This is a genomic window from Mesorhizobium sp. B263B2A, assembly GCF_020165775.1.
Lineage (GTDB): Bacteria > Pseudomonadota > Alphaproteobacteria > Rhizobiales > Rhizobiaceae > Mesorhizobium > Mesorhizobium opportunistum.
On record NZ_JAIUIU010000021.1, the window covers coordinates 1 to 15951 of the forward strand.

The 15951-nt window shown below is 63.7% G+C and carries 16 protein-coding genes; 9 read left to right on the plus strand and 7 right to left on the minus strand.

All coding sequences use genetic code 11. The annotated features are described in order from the left end of the window. Window positions 1-134: 134 nt before the first annotated feature. The gene (locus tag LB568_RS26085) at window positions 135-824 is read right to left on the minus strand and encodes a PIG-L deacetylase family protein (protein WP_013891451.1); all 690 of its coding nucleotides are present in this window, start codon (window positions 822-824) and stop codon (window positions 135-137) included. Window positions 825-851: 27 nt separating this feature from the next. On the opposite strand from LB568_RS26085, the gene LB568_RS26090 reads away from it, so the two are divergent. From LB568_RS26090 to nhaA, 5 genes are all read left to right on the plus strand, one after another. Continuing rightward, on the plus strand, window positions 852-1742 hold the full coding sequence (locus LB568_RS26090) for a DMT family transporter (RefSeq protein WP_224731623.1): 891 nt from the start codon (window positions 852-854) through the stop codon (window positions 1740-1742). A gap of 47 nt (window positions 1743-1789) precedes the next feature. Further along, window positions 1790-4252 carry an ATP-dependent helicase HrpB gene (hrpB, locus tag LB568_RS26095; RefSeq protein ID WP_224731624.1) on the plus strand — a complete coding sequence of 821 codons (2463 nt, stop codon included), beginning with the start codon at window positions 1790-1792 and terminating at the stop codon, window positions 4250-4252. A gap of 332 nt (window positions 4253-4584) precedes the next feature. Continuing rightward, window positions 4585-5916, plus strand: coding sequence for an ActS/PrrB/RegB family redox-sensitive histidine kinase (locus LB568_RS26100; RefSeq protein ID WP_224731625.1), 1332 nt, complete (start codon window positions 4585-4587; stop codon window positions 5914-5916). Window positions 5917-5979: 63 nt separating this feature from the next. Then, on the plus strand, window positions 5980-6543 hold the full coding sequence (locus LB568_RS26105) for an ActR/PrrA/RegA family redox response regulator transcription factor (RefSeq protein WP_013891447.1): 564 nt from the start codon (window positions 5980-5982) through the stop codon (window positions 6541-6543). 297 nt (window positions 6544-6840) lie between these two features. Further along, entirely contained in the window at window positions 6841-8031 is a 1191-nt protein-coding gene (gene nhaA, locus LB568_RS26110) for a Na+/H+ antiporter NhaA (RefSeq protein WP_224731626.1), read from the plus strand. Between the two features lie 14 nt (window positions 8032-8045). Here the strand turns inward: nhaA and LB568_RS26115 are convergent, their stop codons facing one another. Then, window positions 8046-8546, minus strand: coding sequence for an MmcB family DNA repair protein (locus LB568_RS26115; RefSeq protein ID WP_224731627.1), 501 nt, complete (start codon window positions 8544-8546; stop codon window positions 8046-8048). Here LB568_RS26115 and LB568_RS26120 point away from each other — a divergent pair. Further along, window positions 8545-8877, plus strand: coding sequence for a hypothetical protein (locus LB568_RS26120; protein ID WP_224731628.1), 333 nt, complete (start codon window positions 8545-8547; stop codon window positions 8875-8877). The genes LB568_RS26115 and LB568_RS26120 overlap by 2 nt on opposite strands. A gap of 820 nt (window positions 8878-9697) precedes the next feature. Here the strand turns inward: LB568_RS26120 and cueR are convergent. Beyond that, a complete protein-coding gene (gene cueR / locus LB568_RS26125; protein ID WP_224731629.1) occupies window positions 9698-10114 on the minus strand; it encodes a Cu(I)-responsive transcriptional regulator in 417 nt (138 codons plus the stop codon). Window positions 10115-10340: 226 nt separating this feature from the next. On the opposite strand from cueR, the gene LB568_RS26130 reads away from it, so the two are divergent. Continuing rightward, on the plus strand, window positions 10341-10958 hold the full coding sequence (locus LB568_RS26130; RefSeq protein ID WP_013891441.1) for a L,D-transpeptidase: 618 nt from the start codon (window positions 10341-10343) through the stop codon (window positions 10956-10958). Window positions 10959-11092: 134 nt separating this feature from the next. On the opposite strand, the gene LB568_RS26135 is transcribed toward LB568_RS26130, so the two are convergent. From LB568_RS26135 to trpS, 3 genes are all read right to left on the minus strand, one after another. After that, window positions 11093-11662, minus strand: coding sequence for a NifU family protein (locus tag LB568_RS26135; RefSeq protein ID WP_013891440.1), 570 nt, complete (start codon window positions 11660-11662; stop codon window positions 11093-11095). A gap of 147 nt (window positions 11663-11809) precedes the next feature. Next, window positions 11810-12301, minus strand: a complete 492-nt coding sequence (locus tag LB568_RS26140; RefSeq protein WP_224731630.1) for a universal stress protein — start codon at window positions 12299-12301, stop codon at window positions 11810-11812. A 90-nt stretch (window positions 12302-12391) separates the two neighbouring features. Next, window positions 12392-13459: a tryptophan--tRNA ligase gene (gene trpS, locus LB568_RS26145; RefSeq protein WP_224731631.1), complete on the minus strand. Its 1068-nt coding sequence runs from the start codon at window positions 13457-13459 to the stop codon at window positions 12392-12394. Window positions 13460-13699: 240 nt separating this feature from the next. Between trpS and LB568_RS26150 the strand changes: the two genes are divergently transcribed. Together LB568_RS26150 and LB568_RS26155 are read left to right on the plus strand one after the other, a co-directional pair. Continuing rightward, a complete protein-coding gene (locus LB568_RS26150) occupies window positions 13700-13945 on the plus strand; it encodes a type II toxin-antitoxin system VapB family antitoxin (RefSeq protein WP_013891437.1) in 246 nt (81 codons plus the stop codon). Further along, entirely contained in the window at window positions 13945-14349 is a 405-nt protein-coding gene (locus LB568_RS26155) for a type II toxin-antitoxin system VapC family toxin (RefSeq protein ID WP_013891436.1), read from the plus strand. The genes LB568_RS26150 and LB568_RS26155 overlap by 1 nt, the downstream gene beginning before the upstream one ends. Here the strand turns inward: LB568_RS26155 and murJ are convergent. Further along, window positions 14324-15922 carry a murein biosynthesis integral membrane protein MurJ gene (murJ, locus tag LB568_RS26160; protein WP_013891435.1) on the minus strand — a complete coding sequence of 533 codons (1599 nt, stop codon included), beginning with the start codon at window positions 15920-15922 and terminating at the stop codon, window positions 14324-14326. The genes LB568_RS26155 and murJ overlap by 26 nt on opposite strands. Between the last annotated feature and the right edge of the window lie 29 nt (window positions 15923-15951).

A 15951-nucleotide genomic window follows, 5' to 3' on the forward strand; every position in this document is an offset into this window, starting at 1 on the left:
GGGGGGGGGGGGGGGGGGGGCGCCGCGAAGCGGCGACGGAGTGGGGGACGACGTTGCCCGGACGCGATGGCGTCGCCCACGAAAACTCAATGTGCAGCGCTGCCGGAGTTCAGGCTCGCAGGCCGTCTCCCGGCTCAGTCGACCTTCTTGGTGCTCACCATGACTGTCCGGATCGGTGGTGCCGGCGGCAGCAGCGCGCGAATGTCGCCGAAAGGAAATATCGGCTCGAAGCGGAAGGCTTCGGCCTGCGAGGCTTGCTCACCATTGCACTGGCCGGAGCGAAAAAGGTTCTGCGTCCGGGCGGCGTCGGCGAAGCGGTCCGGGTCCTGCGATTGGTGCATGCGGATGGCCTGCGCCTTGATCTCGGCGTGGTTGGAAATATCGATATAGTGCGTCGGCGAAAATCCGGTGCCGCCCATCGTGTCGGCATGCAGCACCGGAACGCTGAACGAGGCCGCGATTCGTACGCCGTCGGACAGCGCGCGGTGATCGGCGTGATAGTCGTTGGGTGCGTGCGTGATCACCAGGTCCGGCCCGATCTCGCGAATGAGCCCTTTCAGCGCGCCGATCAGCGCGGCGTCGGCCACCAGCTCGCCGTCGGGAAAGTCGAGGAAGCGCGGCGTCGCCCCCAGCAGCGCGGCCGCGGCCGTGGCTTCCTCGCGCCGGACACGGGCGAGAATGACGGGATCGCTCTTACCGCCCCTGGCCCCATCCGTGGCCACGGCAAAAGTGAGCTCTGCGCCTTGCGCCGCATAGGCGGCCATCGTACCGAACATGAAGATCTCGATGTCGTCCGGATGCGCACCGAGAGCCAGTATTTTCAATGCTTCTCTCCCCGGAAATGGAACAACGTGACGAACGGAATCCTGCTCGCGCTAATCGCCTATGCAAGCTATTCGGGCAGCGATGCCGTTATCAAGAGCCTGGGCGGACAGTTCACCGTCTTCGAGATCGGTTTCTTCGCCACCTTGTTTGCCGGCTGTTTCCTGTTCTTCACCCGCCCGGCGGGCGAACGCTGGCGCGATTTCTGGCGCATGAAGCGGCCATGGGCCGTGCAAGCCCGGGCCTGGGCCGGCATCGCGTCCGGGGTACTCAGCGTCTATGCTTTCACCCACATTCCCCTGGCCGAAGTCTACGCCTTGATCTTCCTGGCACCCTTGCTGGTCACCATCCTGTCGACCGTCATCCTGAAGGAAAAGGTCGGCCCCTGGCGATGGCTGGCCGTGGTCGCCGGCTTTGCCGGGGTGATGCTGGTGGTGCGGCCGGGCTTTCGTGAATTGAACCTCGGCCATCTGGCCGCCTTCGTGGTTGCCTTCCTCGCTGCGACCAGCGTCATCCTGATGCGCTCGCTCGCCCAGCAGGAGAAGCGCACGTCGATGCTCGGCGTACTCGTCGGCTATGGCCTGGTGTTCAACGGGCTCGGCGCCGCGACCACCTCGTTTACCTTGCCGAATGCCATGCAGTTGGTTTGGCTGGCGTTGGCCGGCGCCTTCACCGCCGGCGGACAATTGCTGCAGCTGCTCGCCGCCAAATACGCCCCAGCCAACCGTATTGCGCCGACACATTATTCGCAGATCGTCTGGGCGGTCATCCTCGGCGCGCTGTTCTTTCAGGAATATCCCGACTGGCTGTCGCTGGTCGGCCTCGCGGTCGTCGGCGGTTCCGGCCTGCTGACCATGGTGCGCGAGGAAGTAAGGCTGGGCACGGTGCGCTGGAACCCGTTTTCGCGGACCCGGCTTTGAGCTGGTGCCAGTTGCACGGCGACCGTGAGCGCTGATATGCGGACGCGATGATCGCAGAACCCTTGCCGCAACTTCCGGTATCAGCCGTGTTGCCGGCGCTGAGCGAGGCGCTTGGCTCCGGCAACAGCGCCGTGCTGGTGGCGCCGCCCGGTGCCGGCAAGACGACGCTGGTGCCGCTGGCGCTGCTCGATGCGCCGTGGCTGGGTGGAGGCAAGATCGTACTCCTCGAACCGCGCCGGCTTGCCGCTCGCGCCGCCGCCCGCCGCATGGCTGAACTGCTCGGTGAGGAACCCGGCGCCACCGTCGGCTATGCCATGCGCATGGAAAACCGCACCTCGGCAAAAACCAGGATATTGGTCGTCACCGAAGGCGTGCTGGCGCGCATGATCCTCGACGATCCCGAATTGCCCGGCGTCTCGGCGGTGATCTTCGACGAATTTCACGAGCGTTCGCTCGACGGCGATTTCGGTCTGGCGCTGGCACTCGACGTGCAAGGCGTCCTGCGGCCGGACCTGCGGCTGCTGGTGATGTCGGCGACACTCGATGGCGCGCGCGTCGCAAAGCTCCTGTCGGGCGCTCCGGTGGTCGAAAGCGAGGGCCGTGCCTTCCCCGTCGACATCCGCTACGACGAACGGCCTGCCGGCATCCCTATCGAGGACGCCATGGCCAAGGCGATCCGCAACGCTCTCGCGGACGAAAGCGGCAGCGTGCTTGCCTTCCTGCCCGGCCAGCGCGAGATCGAGCGCACCGCCGAGCGGCTGTCCGGCAAGGTCGGCGCCGATACCGACATCGTGCCGCTTTACGGCCAGCTTGACGGCAAAGCGCAGGACGCGGCGATCAAGCCGGCGCAATCAGGCCGCCGCAAGGTGGTGCTGGCGACCTCGATCGCGGAAACCTCGATCACCATCGACGGCGTGCGTGTCGTCATCGATTCCGGCCTGTCGCGGCTGCCGCGCTATGAGCCGGCGAGCGGTCTCACCCGGCTGGAGACGGTCCGCGTCAGCAAGGCTTCCGCCGACCAGCGCGCCGGCCGCGCCGGGCGCACGCAGGCTGGCGTCGCCATCCGGCTGTGGCGCGCCGAGCAGACGACGGCATTGCCAGCCTTCACGCCGCCGGAAATCCTCGAAGCGGACCTTTCGGGCCTGCTGCTCGACTGCGCCGCCTTTGGCGTCGCCGATCCCGCGACGCTCGCCTTCCTCGATCCGCCGCCGGCCCCGGCGCTCAACGAGGCAAGGGTGCTGCTGCGCGCGCTCCATGCCATCGACGAGGCCGGGCGTCTGACCGAAGCGGGCGCGTCGATGCGCAAGCTCGCTCTGCCGGTGCGGCTGGCGCATATGGTCGCCGAGGCTGCGAAGAGCGGCCATGCCGGGGAGGCGGCCATGCTGGCCGTGTTGCTCACCGAACGCGGGCTTGGCGGCGACGGCGCTGATCTGGAGCGACGGCTGATGCGCTTTCGTGGGGAGAGATCGCCGCGCGCCACCGCCGCGCGGCAACTGGCTGAGAGGCTGGCAAGGCAGGTGGGCGGTACAAAACAAAGCGAAGCTGCTTCAGCCGGTCCTCTGCTCATCCACGCCTGGCCGGACCGCGTCGCCAAGGCGCGCGGTGAACGCGGGCGTTTCGTGCTGGCCAATGGCTCCGGCGCCATGCTCGATGCCGCCGATCCGCTGGCCGGCGAGCCGTTTCTGGTCGTCGCCGACCTGCAAGGCAAGGCGCAGAATGCGCGCATCGCGGCAGCGGCGGCAATCGGCGAGGACGACATCCGCGCCGCGCTGGCCGACCGGATCGAAACGCGCAGGCAAACGAGCTTCGATCGCGAGCGCCGCGCCGTGCGGGTGCGCGAAACCGTGCGCATTGGCGCCATCACGCTCGCCGAGCGCATGCTGCCGGCGCCTTCAGGCGCGGATGCGGACAGGGCGATCCTCGATGCCTTGCGCGAACACGGATTGTCGCTGCTGAGCTGGGGCAAGGAGGCCGAGACGCTGCGCCAGCGGCTCTCCTGGCTGCACCGTGGGCTTGGGCCGCCCTGGCCCGACATGTCGGATGCGGCGCTTCTCGAACATCTCGACGACTGGCTGCTGCCGTTCCTGTCCGGGGCCGCATCCTTCGCGGCCATTGATTCAGGCGCCATTTCCGCCGGGCTGGCTTCGCTCGTGCCGCACGATCTCCAGCGCAAGATCGACACGCTGGCGCCGACCCATTTCGACGCGCCTTCAGGCAGCCATTTGCCGATCCGCTATGACGGCGAATGGCCGGTGCTGGCGGTGCGGGTACAGGAACTGTTCGGCCTCGATCGCCATCCTTCGATCGCCAACGGCACGGTATCGCTGACGCTCGAACTGTTGTCTCCGGCGCACCGGCCGATCCAGACGACGCGCGACCTGCCTGGCTTCTGGCGCGGCTCCTGGGCGGATGTGCGCGCCGACATGCGCGGCCGCTATCCCAAGCATGTCTGGCCGGAAAATCCGCTGCTGGCGGCGGCTACCGCAAGAGCGAAGCCGAGAGGCACCTAGCCTCGGGAAGCTTGGGCGGACCGCTTGGATCAGGAGGGGTTCCTTGAATATTTGGCGCAAACATCAACCACTTCGTCATCCACGGGCGGAGCAAGGAGCGCACCGACGCGGCGCAGACCCGAGGATCCATGCCGGGACTCTGAAGCGTCACCACGGTCCAGAATTCTGCGCCGCTGCACTCCACGTCCAGGGTCGCGGCATGGATCCCAGGGTCTCCGCGACGGAGCTTCGCTCCTGCTTCGCCCAGGGATGACGACGTCGGGGGGCTTCGGCCAATCGCGAATGCCGACTGCGCACCGCTACTAGCGCTTGCCCTCTTGCGGCTGTAATCCATGGCCATGATCAACGTTTTACGTTCGCCCGATTTCCAGCAGAGCCAGAGACTGCGCCTCAACACGTTGATCCGGCTGCGCTGGCTTGCCATTGTCGGCCAGAGCGTGACGGTGCTCGTCGTCGCCTATGGCCTGAAATTCCCGCTGCCGGTCAGCCTGTGCTTCGCGCTGATCGCCTGCTCGGCCTGGATGAACCTGTATCTCGCCTTCCGCTTTCCGGCGGCCCACCGGCTCACCCCGTTCGCCGCCTTCGGCATCCTGATCTTCGACAGCCTGCAGCTTGCCGGCCTGCTTTACATGACCGGTGGCCTGACCAATCCGTTCTCGCTGCTGATGACGGTGCCCGTCGTCATCTCGGCGACGTCGCTGCCGTTGCGGCTGACCGCGCTGCTCGGCGGGCTGGTGATGATCGCGGCGACCTTGCTTGTGTTCATCCACCTGCCGCTGCCCTGGCACGAGGGCGCGCCGCTGGAGATGCCCTTCATCTATGTCGCCGGCATGTGGATGGCGGTGCTGTCCTCGATCGCCTTCACGGCGATGTATGCCTTCCGGGTCGCGGCCGAAGCCCGGCTTCTGGCCAACGCGCTTGCAGCGACGGAACTGGTGCTGCAGCGCGAGCAGCACCTTTCGGCGCTTGACGGCCTCGCGGCGGCGGCGGCGCACGAACTCGGCACGCCGCTCGCCACCATCACGCTTGTCGTCAAGGAGATGGAAAAAGCACTCGGCAGCGATCCAAAATACGGCGAGGACGTAAAACTGCTTCGCTCACAGAGCGAACGCTGCCGTGAAATCCTCAAGCGCCTCACCAGCCTGTCGACCGAGGGCGAAGCGCATCTTTCCCGCCTGCCGCTGACCTCGCTGGTCGAGGAGGTCACCGCGCCGCATCGCGACTTCGGCATCTCGATCAAGCTTCGCCCCGGCGAGCGAACCGGGCCGGAACCGGTCGGGCGCCGCAATCCGGGCGTCATCTACGGCCTCGGCAATTTGGTCGAGAACGCCGTCGATTTCGCCCGCAAGAGCGTCACCGTACGCTGGAGCTGGGATGAGACCATCGTCACCTTTTCGATCATCGACGACGGGCCCGGCTTTCCGCCCGAGATCATCGACCGCATCGGCGAGCCCTATATGTCGACGCGCCAGGGCAATGAAGCCGGCGGTGGCCTGGGGCTCGGGCTGTTCATCGCCAAGACGCTGCTCGAACGCTCCGGCGCCACGCTCGACTTCCGCAACTCGAGCGGACTGGGCGAGGGCGCCGTGGTGCAGATCTCGTGGCCCAGAAACGTCTTCCTGAACCCGGAATCGGCGCCCGCGACGATGTTTGACACTGCGTAAATTGGACAATAGCGACGCAAAACTATATCTGCGTAAAATTAAGGCAGCAGGATTTTTAAGACGATGACTGGCGATGAAAATATCGGTGCAATGGTTGAAGGCGAGGACACCTCCCTTCTGATCGTCGATGACGACAAGCCGTTCCTCACACGCCTGGCCCGGGCCATGGAAACCAGGGGATTCGTGGTCGAGACGGCTGAGAGCGTTGAGGAGGCGGTCGGCAAGGCGCGGGCCAATCCGCCCGCCTACGCCGTGGTCGACATGCGGCTCGGCGACGGCAACGGGCTCGACGTTGTTGCCGCCATCCGCGAGAAGCGCGAGGACTCCCGCACCATCATCCTGACCGGCTACGGCAACATCGCCACCGCGGTGACCGCGGTAAAACTCGGCGCCGTCGATTATCTGTCGAAACCCGCCGATGCCGACGACATCTTCGCCGCACTCACCCGCACCGCCGGCGAGCGCGCCGCGCCACCGGAAAATCCGATGTCGGCCGACCGCGTCCGCTGGGAGCACATCCAGCGGGTCTACGAAATGTGCGAGCGCAACGTTTCCGAAACCGCGCGCCGGCTCAACATGCATCGTCGCACGCTGCAGCGGATACTGGCCAAGCGCGCGCCGCGTTAGGATCGCAGGACACGCGGGGCAATCGCTTGGATCGTTGCGGAGACCACCCAATTGTTGAAGACGGCGCCGCCCCTCATCGCCCTGCCGGGCACTTCTCCCCGTATAGTGACGGGGAGAAGGGGCTGACGCCGCGCCGGCATCTCTTCTGCAGCGCTGACAATTGGCGAAAGCATCGATGACAAGACCCCTCTCCCCGTCACTATACGGGGAGAGGATGCCGGCAGGCAGGTGAGGGGCAGAGCTGACGTTCGGAATTGGTTGATGGGGCAAATTCGAATCTGAGGTGACGGAGGCGACATGCAGGACTTGAAGCAGCGGCCGGTTTCCGTCTTCCGCGAATTTCTCGACAGCGAGGCGGCCGGCGGCGTCATTCTCATGGCAGCGGCGGCCCTTGCCCTGATCGTCGCCAATTCGCCGCTCTCCGAGACCTATTTCTCCGTTCTCCACGCCTATCTCGGGCCGCTCAGCGTCTCGCACTGGGTCAATGACGGGCTGATGGCGGTGTTCTTCCTGCTCGTCGGCCTCGAGATCAAGCGCGAGATGCTGGACGGCCAGCTGTCCACCTGGCCAAGGCGCGTGCTGCCCGGCGTCGCGGCCGCCGGCGGCATGGTGGTGCCGGCGCTGGTCTACGTCTTCATCAACCGCGGCAATTCGGCCGCGCTCGCCGGCTGGGCCATCCCGACCGCCACCGACATCGCTTTTGCGCTCGGCGTGCTGTCGCTGCTGGGCAGCCGCGTGCCGGCATCGCTGAAGGTCTTCCTCACCGCGCTTGCCATTATCGACGACCTCGGCGCCGTCATCATCATCGCCATCTTCTACACCAGCGGCCTGTCGCTGGCGTATCTGGGAGCGGCTTTCGCCGTCATTGCCGCGCTCGTCGTGCTCAACCGCATGCGGGTGATGACGCTGGTGCCTTACCTGGTGCTCGGCGCCATATTGTGGGTGCTGGTGCTGAAGTCGGGCGTCCATGCCACGCTTGCCGGCGTGGCGCTGGCGCTAACCATTCCGCTCGAACGCTCCGCCGGGATCGGCCATGACCTCGACCATTCGCCGCTGCATCGGCTCGAACATGGCCTGCACAAGATCGTGCCGTTCATCGTCATTCCGATCTTCGGCTTTGCCAATGCCGGCGTTTCGTTCGCCGGCCTGAGCCTTGGCGCGTTGATCGAGCCGTTGACGCTGGGTGTCGCCGCCGGCCTCGTGCTCGGCAAGCTGGTCGGCGTGTTCGGCTCCTCCGCACTCGCCATAGGGCTTGGCCTGGCTGACTTGCCGGCCCATGCGAGCTGGCGACATATGATCGGCATCTCGCTGCTCTGCGGCATCGGCTTCACCATGAGCCTGTTCATCGGCCTGCTCGCTTTCGCCAGCGATGTTGCGCTGCAGGACGCCGTCAAGGTCGGTATCCTCGCCGGCTCCTTCATCGCCGCCATCCTCGGCGCCGCCGTGCTGTTGATGGCACCGGCGGTTGGCGAGGAGGGCGAGGAGTAGCGCGCGTCCGGAAGCTACTCGCTCTCCCCGTCGAGCGCCGGCACCGACACGCCTGCCAGCTCCGCCGCCAGCAGCCGTGAAGCCCCGGCGCGTGCGATCCGCAGCATCAGCGCTTTGCGCGTTGCCGCCGCCATCCGGTGCTCGGGCGCGTCGCGCAGGATTTCGGCGCCGTAGCCGTCGGAGAGGATGAAGCCGCACTCCTCCGGAAAAATCTCCGAGGGCACGCCGGGATGTGTGGCGAAAAAGAACCGGTCGGAATGCAGCCGGTAGTCGGGCCATTTGCGGTCGACGCGAAAATCCTCGGTCGAGGATTTGATCTCGATGATCCAGATGTCGCCTTGTCGGGTCAGTGCCACGAGATCGGCGCGGCGGCCGGTCGCCAGCGACAGCTCAGGCAACACATGCGCGCCCATTTCCATGAGCAGCCGCTGCACGCCACGCCGCACCAGCATGGCACGCTCCGATTGGCGTCCGTCGATCAGGGGATTGATTGCGATAGGGGAGATGATTGGCATGGCGCACACCATGCCAGATTCTGTTCACGGTTTGAACTCTTTTGTGGAGACGATTATCGGTTTGAGAAACCCAAAAGCCCCCAAAAGAAGTCAGGCCTCAGCTCTTGAACGCCTAATTTGGAGGCAATACCATCGACTCGATGGGGTTGGTGAAGTGACGTTGAACGACGATAAGGGCGAACATCTTTGGGCATTTGACCTTGCCGCTTTGCGCGAGGCCTTCGGCAAGTACGTTCAGGAGCACAAGACCACGGTTCCTGAATGGGGCGAACACGCCAAGCTGTTCCTCGAAAAACAGAGAGATCACCAGGTACAGTCCCGCCTTCCGTGATCGCACCATATTTTCCTGAGTATAATCTGGTATTGATCCGGTGCGGCCTCATGCTATGCCGATTAATTTTCATTTTTAACTATAAAGAATTGCAGGACTAAAGTCTTGCATCTCGCCAACGAAGGTCTGACGTAACCGCTTTGGTTCCGTTCTTGTCCATTGGATGTTCTATTACTTTAGTAAATTAGCATATAGCGCGATCTGCCATTTTTTCGATGTTCGGTTTCTAGCCGGGATTTCTTTTTAGTCCTGAGGACCGGATTCTCTCGATGGCATCTGCGTCATGCCGACATGGGTCGAGATGTCCTGTGCCTCGACTTCCTTTGCAGTGACTTCCTCCAGAGTGTTCAGCGGCACCATGCAAGACACCTAGCTGTCGTTTGCGGGCCTCATCCATCTTGGTCATCTCCGCTCATGGCGAGAATGCGACTTGCCGGTTGGAGTCTGGACGAGGCTACCGGCCACAGGCAGCTAACCGGGCCCCGGGGCAACCCGAGCGCCTTCCGCGATCGCACCATAATTTGCCTGAGCGGGGTCTGGTATTGATCCGGCGCGGCCCCATGTCGCGCCGATCACCTTCCGTTCTTAACTATAAGACGGCAGGACTAAAGTCTTGCGTCGCGAGCGCAAAGGTCTGACGTAACCGCTTTGGTTCCGTTCTTGTCCATTGGACGTTCCGTACTTTAGCCAACTAGCATATTAGACTTACCTAAATCAGTTTTCGCGCGCGAGTCAGCCGAAGCACGCCTATCCGGTCCGTTCCAGACATTGAACGGATGGGTACACGAGGTCATCGCGCCGGCCGGCAAACCTCTTTTCGCTATCGCCTCGCCGAAACGGCTCCGTCGCCGGCCGCTCCCGCCATATCATCCAGGATCGGGCAGTCCGGCCTGTTGTCGCCATGGCAGGCGTGGATCAGCGTCTGCAGGGTCGAACGCATCGACTGCAGCTCGCGCACCTTGTCCTCGATCGCCTTGACATGGGCGGCGGCGATCTCGCGCACGTCGTGGCTGGCGCGGCTGCGGTCCTGGTAGAGCGCCATCAGCTGGCGGCAATCATCGATGGAAAAGCCGAGATTGCGCGCGCGGCGCAGGAAGGCCAGCCGGTGGATATCGTCGCCGGAATAGTCGCGGTAGCCGTTGGCGGCGCGCGCGGGCGCGATCAGGCCGATCTGCTCATAGTAACGGATGGTCTTGGCCGGCAGGCCTGAGCGGTTGGCGGCGTCGCCGACATTCATGGCGGTTTCCCTGATTTTGCCGGCCCGCGGTTCGGGCCCATTGAATTTGCTTCACAATCTGGTGAAGGCTGTTGCCGAAATGCCATAGTGATACGCTTACCAGCAGGTAAGGCCTTGGATATAGGCATCGGGTGCTTGGCAAGCAAAGCAAATGCCAGCATGAATGATGGCGAGAAGGCGGCCGACTCGTGCCGCTCTAAGTTTGGGCGGGGCTCCGGATCATCTCATGCGCATGAAGTCGCTTGCAATAGTTGCCGCAATGGCGCTGTCCACTGCACTCGCCGGTTGCAGCACCATTGGCGGGCAGATATTTTCCAACGACTATGGCGCGGTGACCGATGCCGGTTACCAGCTGCCGCGCATCCCGATCGAGAAGGTGCCGTCGAAGTATCACCGCCAGGAAGTGAATTACGACACCAAGGAAAAACCCGGCACGATCATCGTCGATACGCAGAACAAGTTCCTCTACTTCGTCGAGGGCGATGGCCTGGCGATCCGCTACGGCATCGGCGTCGGCCGCGAGGGCTTCGAGTGGCATGGCACCGCCCATATCGCGATCAAGCGTGAGTGGCCGACCTGGACGCCGCCGTCGCAGATGATAAAGCGCCAGCCGGAACTCGCCAAGTTCGCCAGCGGCATGGAGCCGGGCCTGAAGAACCCGCTCGGCGCTCGCGCCATGTATCTCTTCAACAAGGGCGGTGACATGGGTTACCGCCTGCACGGCAGCCCGGAATGGAATTCGATCGGCAAGGCGATGTCGTCGGGCTGCATCCGGCTGATGAATCAGGACGTCATCGACCTTTATGATCGCGCCTCGGTCGGCGCCAAGGTCATCGTCCTCTGATCGTGGTCGCAAGGACCAGGGTCAAAGCAGTTCGTACGCGGACCGTCTAGGCAACAATGGACGTCCCAAAACAGAAAACCGGGCAATTCGGCCCGGTTTTTTGTTTTTTACAGTTGGCAAATAGAGCGAAACGATCAGGCGACCTGCTCGACCTGCTGCACTTCCGGCACGAAATGGCGAAGCAGGTTCTGGATGCCGTGCTTCAGCGTCGCCGTCGATGACGGGCAACCGGCGCAGGCGCCCTTCATGTGCAGGAACACGGTGCCGTTCTCGAAACCGCGGAAGGTGATGTCGCCGCCATCCTGGGCCACCGCCGGGCGCACCCGCGTGTCGAGCAGCTCCTTGATGGTGATGACGAGCTCCTCGTCCGCCTTGTCGTAGAATTCGCCGGTCTGGCTGGTTTCGGCTGCGGGACCCGCCTTGGCCATGACAGGCGCGCCGGACATGAAATGCTCCATGATGGCGCCGAGGATCGCCGGCTTCAAATGCTGCCAGTCGGGGCCGTCCTTGGTCACGGTAATGAAGTCATAGCCGAAGAACACGCCGGTGACGCCGGGGATTTCGAACAGCCGGCCGGCCAGCGGCGACGCCACGGCCGCACTGTCGGCATCGCGGAAATCGGCGGTGCCTTCCAGAAGCACTTCCTTGCCGGGCAGGAATTTCAGCGTCGCCGGGTTCGGCGTCGATTCGGTCTGGATGAACATGGACGTCTCCGTGCCCGTATTGGGCAGATAGTTTGGAATAGTTCTAAATAAGCTCTATCGGCTGAACATTCAAGCGGAACGCGTCGCCGGAACGGCTGGCTGGCGGAATGTTTTTGCTAGCTGGGGAATCGAAATTCCTGGCAGGCTTCAGGCGAGACTGTCGATCTCCTCGTCGGAAAGATTCTGCGGCACCACAGTCACAGGGATCGGGAAGGCAGCACCCTTGCCGGCCACGGCGCCGACCAGCGGCCCTGGGCCTTCCTTGCCGGCGCCGGCCGCCAGTACCAGGATGGCGATGTCCTGGTCTTCCTCGATCAGCCTGTGGATCTCCTCCGTCGGCTTGCCTTCGCGCACCACCATCTCCGGCTCGATGCCGAGCTTCTGGCGCACCTTGTTGGCATAGCCATCAAGCGCCGCGCGCGCCGTGGCGTTGGCCTCTTCTCGCATGATCTTCTCGACGCCCAGCCAATGCTGGAAATCATCAGGGACGATGACATAGAGCAGCACCAGCGTGCCGCTGGTGCTCTGCGCCCGCCTCGAGGCGTAGGCGACGGCACGCTCGCATTCCGGCGTATCGTCGATGATCGTCAGGAATTTCCTGCGATGACCGGCTTCACGGATGAGGCGTTTGGAGACCATGTCTATCTGCTCGATGTGTTTTCGGTCGCAATCTGCCACCGCCACCATTTGGCCGCAAGCGGCCGGCTGGCGGCGGTGTCTTGGTACAGGTCAGCCCTGCAGCAGGCCGACGATGTCGCGCACCGTCTTCATCGTCGTTTCGGCCAGCACGCCGGCGCGTTCGCCGCCATCCCTGAGCACCGCGTCGACATAGGCGCGATCGCCCTGGATGCGGCGCATCTCGCTGGCGATTGGCGCCAGCTTCTCCACCGCCAGATCGGCCAGCGCCGGCTTGAACACCGAAAACTGCTGACCGCCGAATTCCTTCAGCACCTCGGCTTTGGAAAGCTCGGCGAGACCGGCATAGATGCCGACCAGGTTTTCGGCTTCCGGCCGGGTTTCCAGCCCGTCGACTTCGCTCGGCAAGGCTTCCGGATCGGTCTTGGCCTTGCGGATCTTCTTCGAGATGGTGTCGGCGTCATCCGTCAGGTTGATGCGCGACAGGTCCGACGGGTCCGACTTCGACATCTTCTTCGACCCGTCACGCAGGCTCATGATGCGCGCCGCCGGGCCGCCGATGACCGGTTCGGTGATCGGGAAGAAGCCGTTCACCGTCTCCTCGCCGACCTGCATCTCGACGCCGACGCCAAGGCTGGCGATGCGATCGGAGAAGTCGTTGTTGAATTTCTGCGCGATGTCGCGGGTCAGCTCCAGGTGCTGCTTCTGGTCTTCGCCGACCGGCACATGGGTGGCGCGGTAAAGCAGGATGTCGGCGGCCATCAGCGAGGGATAGGCGAGCAGGCCCAGCGAAGCGTTTTCGCGATCCTTGCCGGCCTTGTCCTTGAACTGCGTCATCTTGTTCATCCAGCCGATGCGCGCCACGCAATTGAAGATCCAGGCAAGCTCGGCATGCTGCATGACCCGCGACTGGTTGAAGACGATATGCTTCTTCGGGTCGATGCCGGAGGCGAGGAACGCCGCGGTGATCGACCGCGTCTGGTCGGCTAGGTCTTCGTAAACGAGCTGCGCGGTCAGCGAATGCAGGTCGACGACGCAATAGATGCAGTCGGACGTGTCCTGCAGGGCGACGAATTTCTTGATGGCGCCGAGATAGTTGCCGAGGTGCAGATTGCCGGTCGGCTGGACACCAGAGAAGACGAGTGGCTTGAAGGCGGACATGGTTTTCCTCATGGCTTGTGGAGGGCCGTATAAGCATGATTCCAAAAAGTTGCAGACTTTTTGGAGCCAATCATGCGGCTGGAAACCGCACGCGGCGAAAGTCTTGCGACGGCGCGCTTATGGACGAAGGGGGCGGCAGGATCAAGGGGCTGGTTGGCCCTCCAAAGGCTCCTCAAGATATTGACATTTTGATGTAGGTGGCTACATTATTTCCGCTACATTCGATTGAGTAGGCACGTTATGACGATCAACATCAACAACAAAGAAGCGGATGACTTAACGCGCACCTTCGCTAGAATTGAGGGCGTTGGCATAACCGAGGCGATCGTGATTGCCATGCGCGAAGCGCTTGAGCGCCGCCGCAATCGCGAGACGCCGTTGGAGACGGCGGCAAGGCTGCGCGCCGAATTTGGAATCGAGCTCAGCGAGCAGGCGCGCAAACCGCTGCCGCGCTCGGTCTACGACGAATTGTCCGGCGAAGACTGATGTTTGTCGACGCAGCCGCTATCGTCGCGATGCTCAGCCACGAGGCCGAAGCGCAGCGCTGCGCACGGGCCGTCTTGGAAGCATCGGCTCCGTTCACGTCGGCAATCGCGGTGTGGGAAGCGGCAATGGCCCTTTCGCGATCCGAAAAGCTAGCGGTGCCGGTCGAAGTGAGCCTCAAGATAGTCAGTCGTTTTCTCGAAGAACGGGCTATTGCCGTGCGGGAGCTTCCGCCTGCCGCTGACGCAACGTCATTGTCCGTTGAGGCTGCGTCGCGGTTTCGCAACAAGGCCATCCGACTGAATTTGGCGGATTGTTTTCACTATGCTTGCGCGCGCTACTATGCCGTCCCGATGCTTTCGACAGCCGACGAATTCCGGCTCACGGATCTGAAGACTGTTCCTTAGGCTGTGGTGTCTCCTTGCGTCCGACATTGCGCCGGATCATGCCGAAATCGGCGCCACCCGTGGCAAACGCGGTGACGAAGTAGAGCAGCGCTCCACCGGCGACGAGCGTCAGAAGCGTCGTCGCTTTGACCACCAGCGGCGAGCCGGGGCCGAGTCTGACGGCCAGCCAATGCTCGGCGAAATACAGCGCCACCGCCATGACCGCCGCCGACAGCACCAGGCGTGGAATGCGCTTCAGGAGCGGCACGTCGCGGCCCCAATGGCCGCGCCGGATAAGCACGCCAAGCAGCATCAGCGCGTTGACCCAGCCGGCCACGGCAGACGCCACTGCGATGCCGGGTGCGCCCATCCTGGGAAACAGCGTCAGCGCGGTGGCGACATTCACCGCCACCGAGATGGCGGCGAAGATCATCGGCGTGCGCGTGTCCTCGCGGGCGAAATACCCAGGGGTGAAGGCCTTGATCAGCACGAAAGCCGGCAAGCCTAGGCCGAAGATCGCCAGGATCGCCGCCACCGTCGGCGTCGAATGGTTGGCGGCGAACGCGCCGCGCTCATAGACCAGCCGCACGATCGGCTCCGACATCACCCAGAGTGCCGCCGCCGCCGGCAAGGTCATGAACAGGGTGAACTCGACGGAGCGGTTCTGCAGATTGGCCGCCTCGATCAGATTGCCTGATTTCAACGCCCGCGACAGCTCGGGCAACAGCACGATCGCCACTGCCACGCCGACGACGCCGAGCGGCAGCTGATAGACGCGGTCGGCATAGGCGAGCGAGGACACGGCGCTGTCTTGCGCCGACGCGATCGCCGTGCCGATCAGCTGGTTGATCTGGGTGATGCCGCCGGTGATCGCTGCCGGCAGCGCTAGGATCAACAGCCGCTTCACGTTCGGCGTCATCTTCGGCCGGCGGAAGCCGATAGAGATGCCGGCGTTGCGCACCGCCACCCAGACGATGGCGAGCTGCACGATGCCTGCCGCCAAAACGCCCCAGGACAGGCTGAAGCCGACAGCACGTGCATCCAGCCCATGATACCAGGCGTAGCCAAGCACGCTGATCAGGATGATGTTGAGGAACGCGGGCGCGATCGCCGCCGCGAAATAGCGGCGCAGCGAATTCAGCATGCCCGCCATCATGGCGGCAAGCGACATGCAGATGAGGTACGGGAACATGATCGTCGCCAGTGCGACGGTCGTCTCGAACTTTCCAGGCGTGTCCGCAAAGCCCGGCGCCACCAGGTAGCGCACGATCAGCGGCATCGCCAGTTCCATGACGATGGTCAGTGCCAGCAGCGCGGTGAACAGCACGCCGAACACTTCCTCGGAGAAGCGCTTGGCGCCATCGGTGCCGTGCGTTTCGATCTCCTTGGCAAACAGCGGCACGAAGGCGGCGTTGAAGGCGCCCTCGGCGAACAGCCGGCGAAAGGTGTTGGGAAACTGGAAGGCGGCATTGAACGCGTCGGCCACCGGCCCGGTGCCCAGCGCCGCCGCCATCAGCATCTCGCGGCCAAACCCCAGTGCGCGGCTCATCAGCGTGCCGGAAGCGACTGTTGCGAATTTCTTGACGAGGCTCATGCGTTCGGAGACTGCCTGTGAGCAATTCC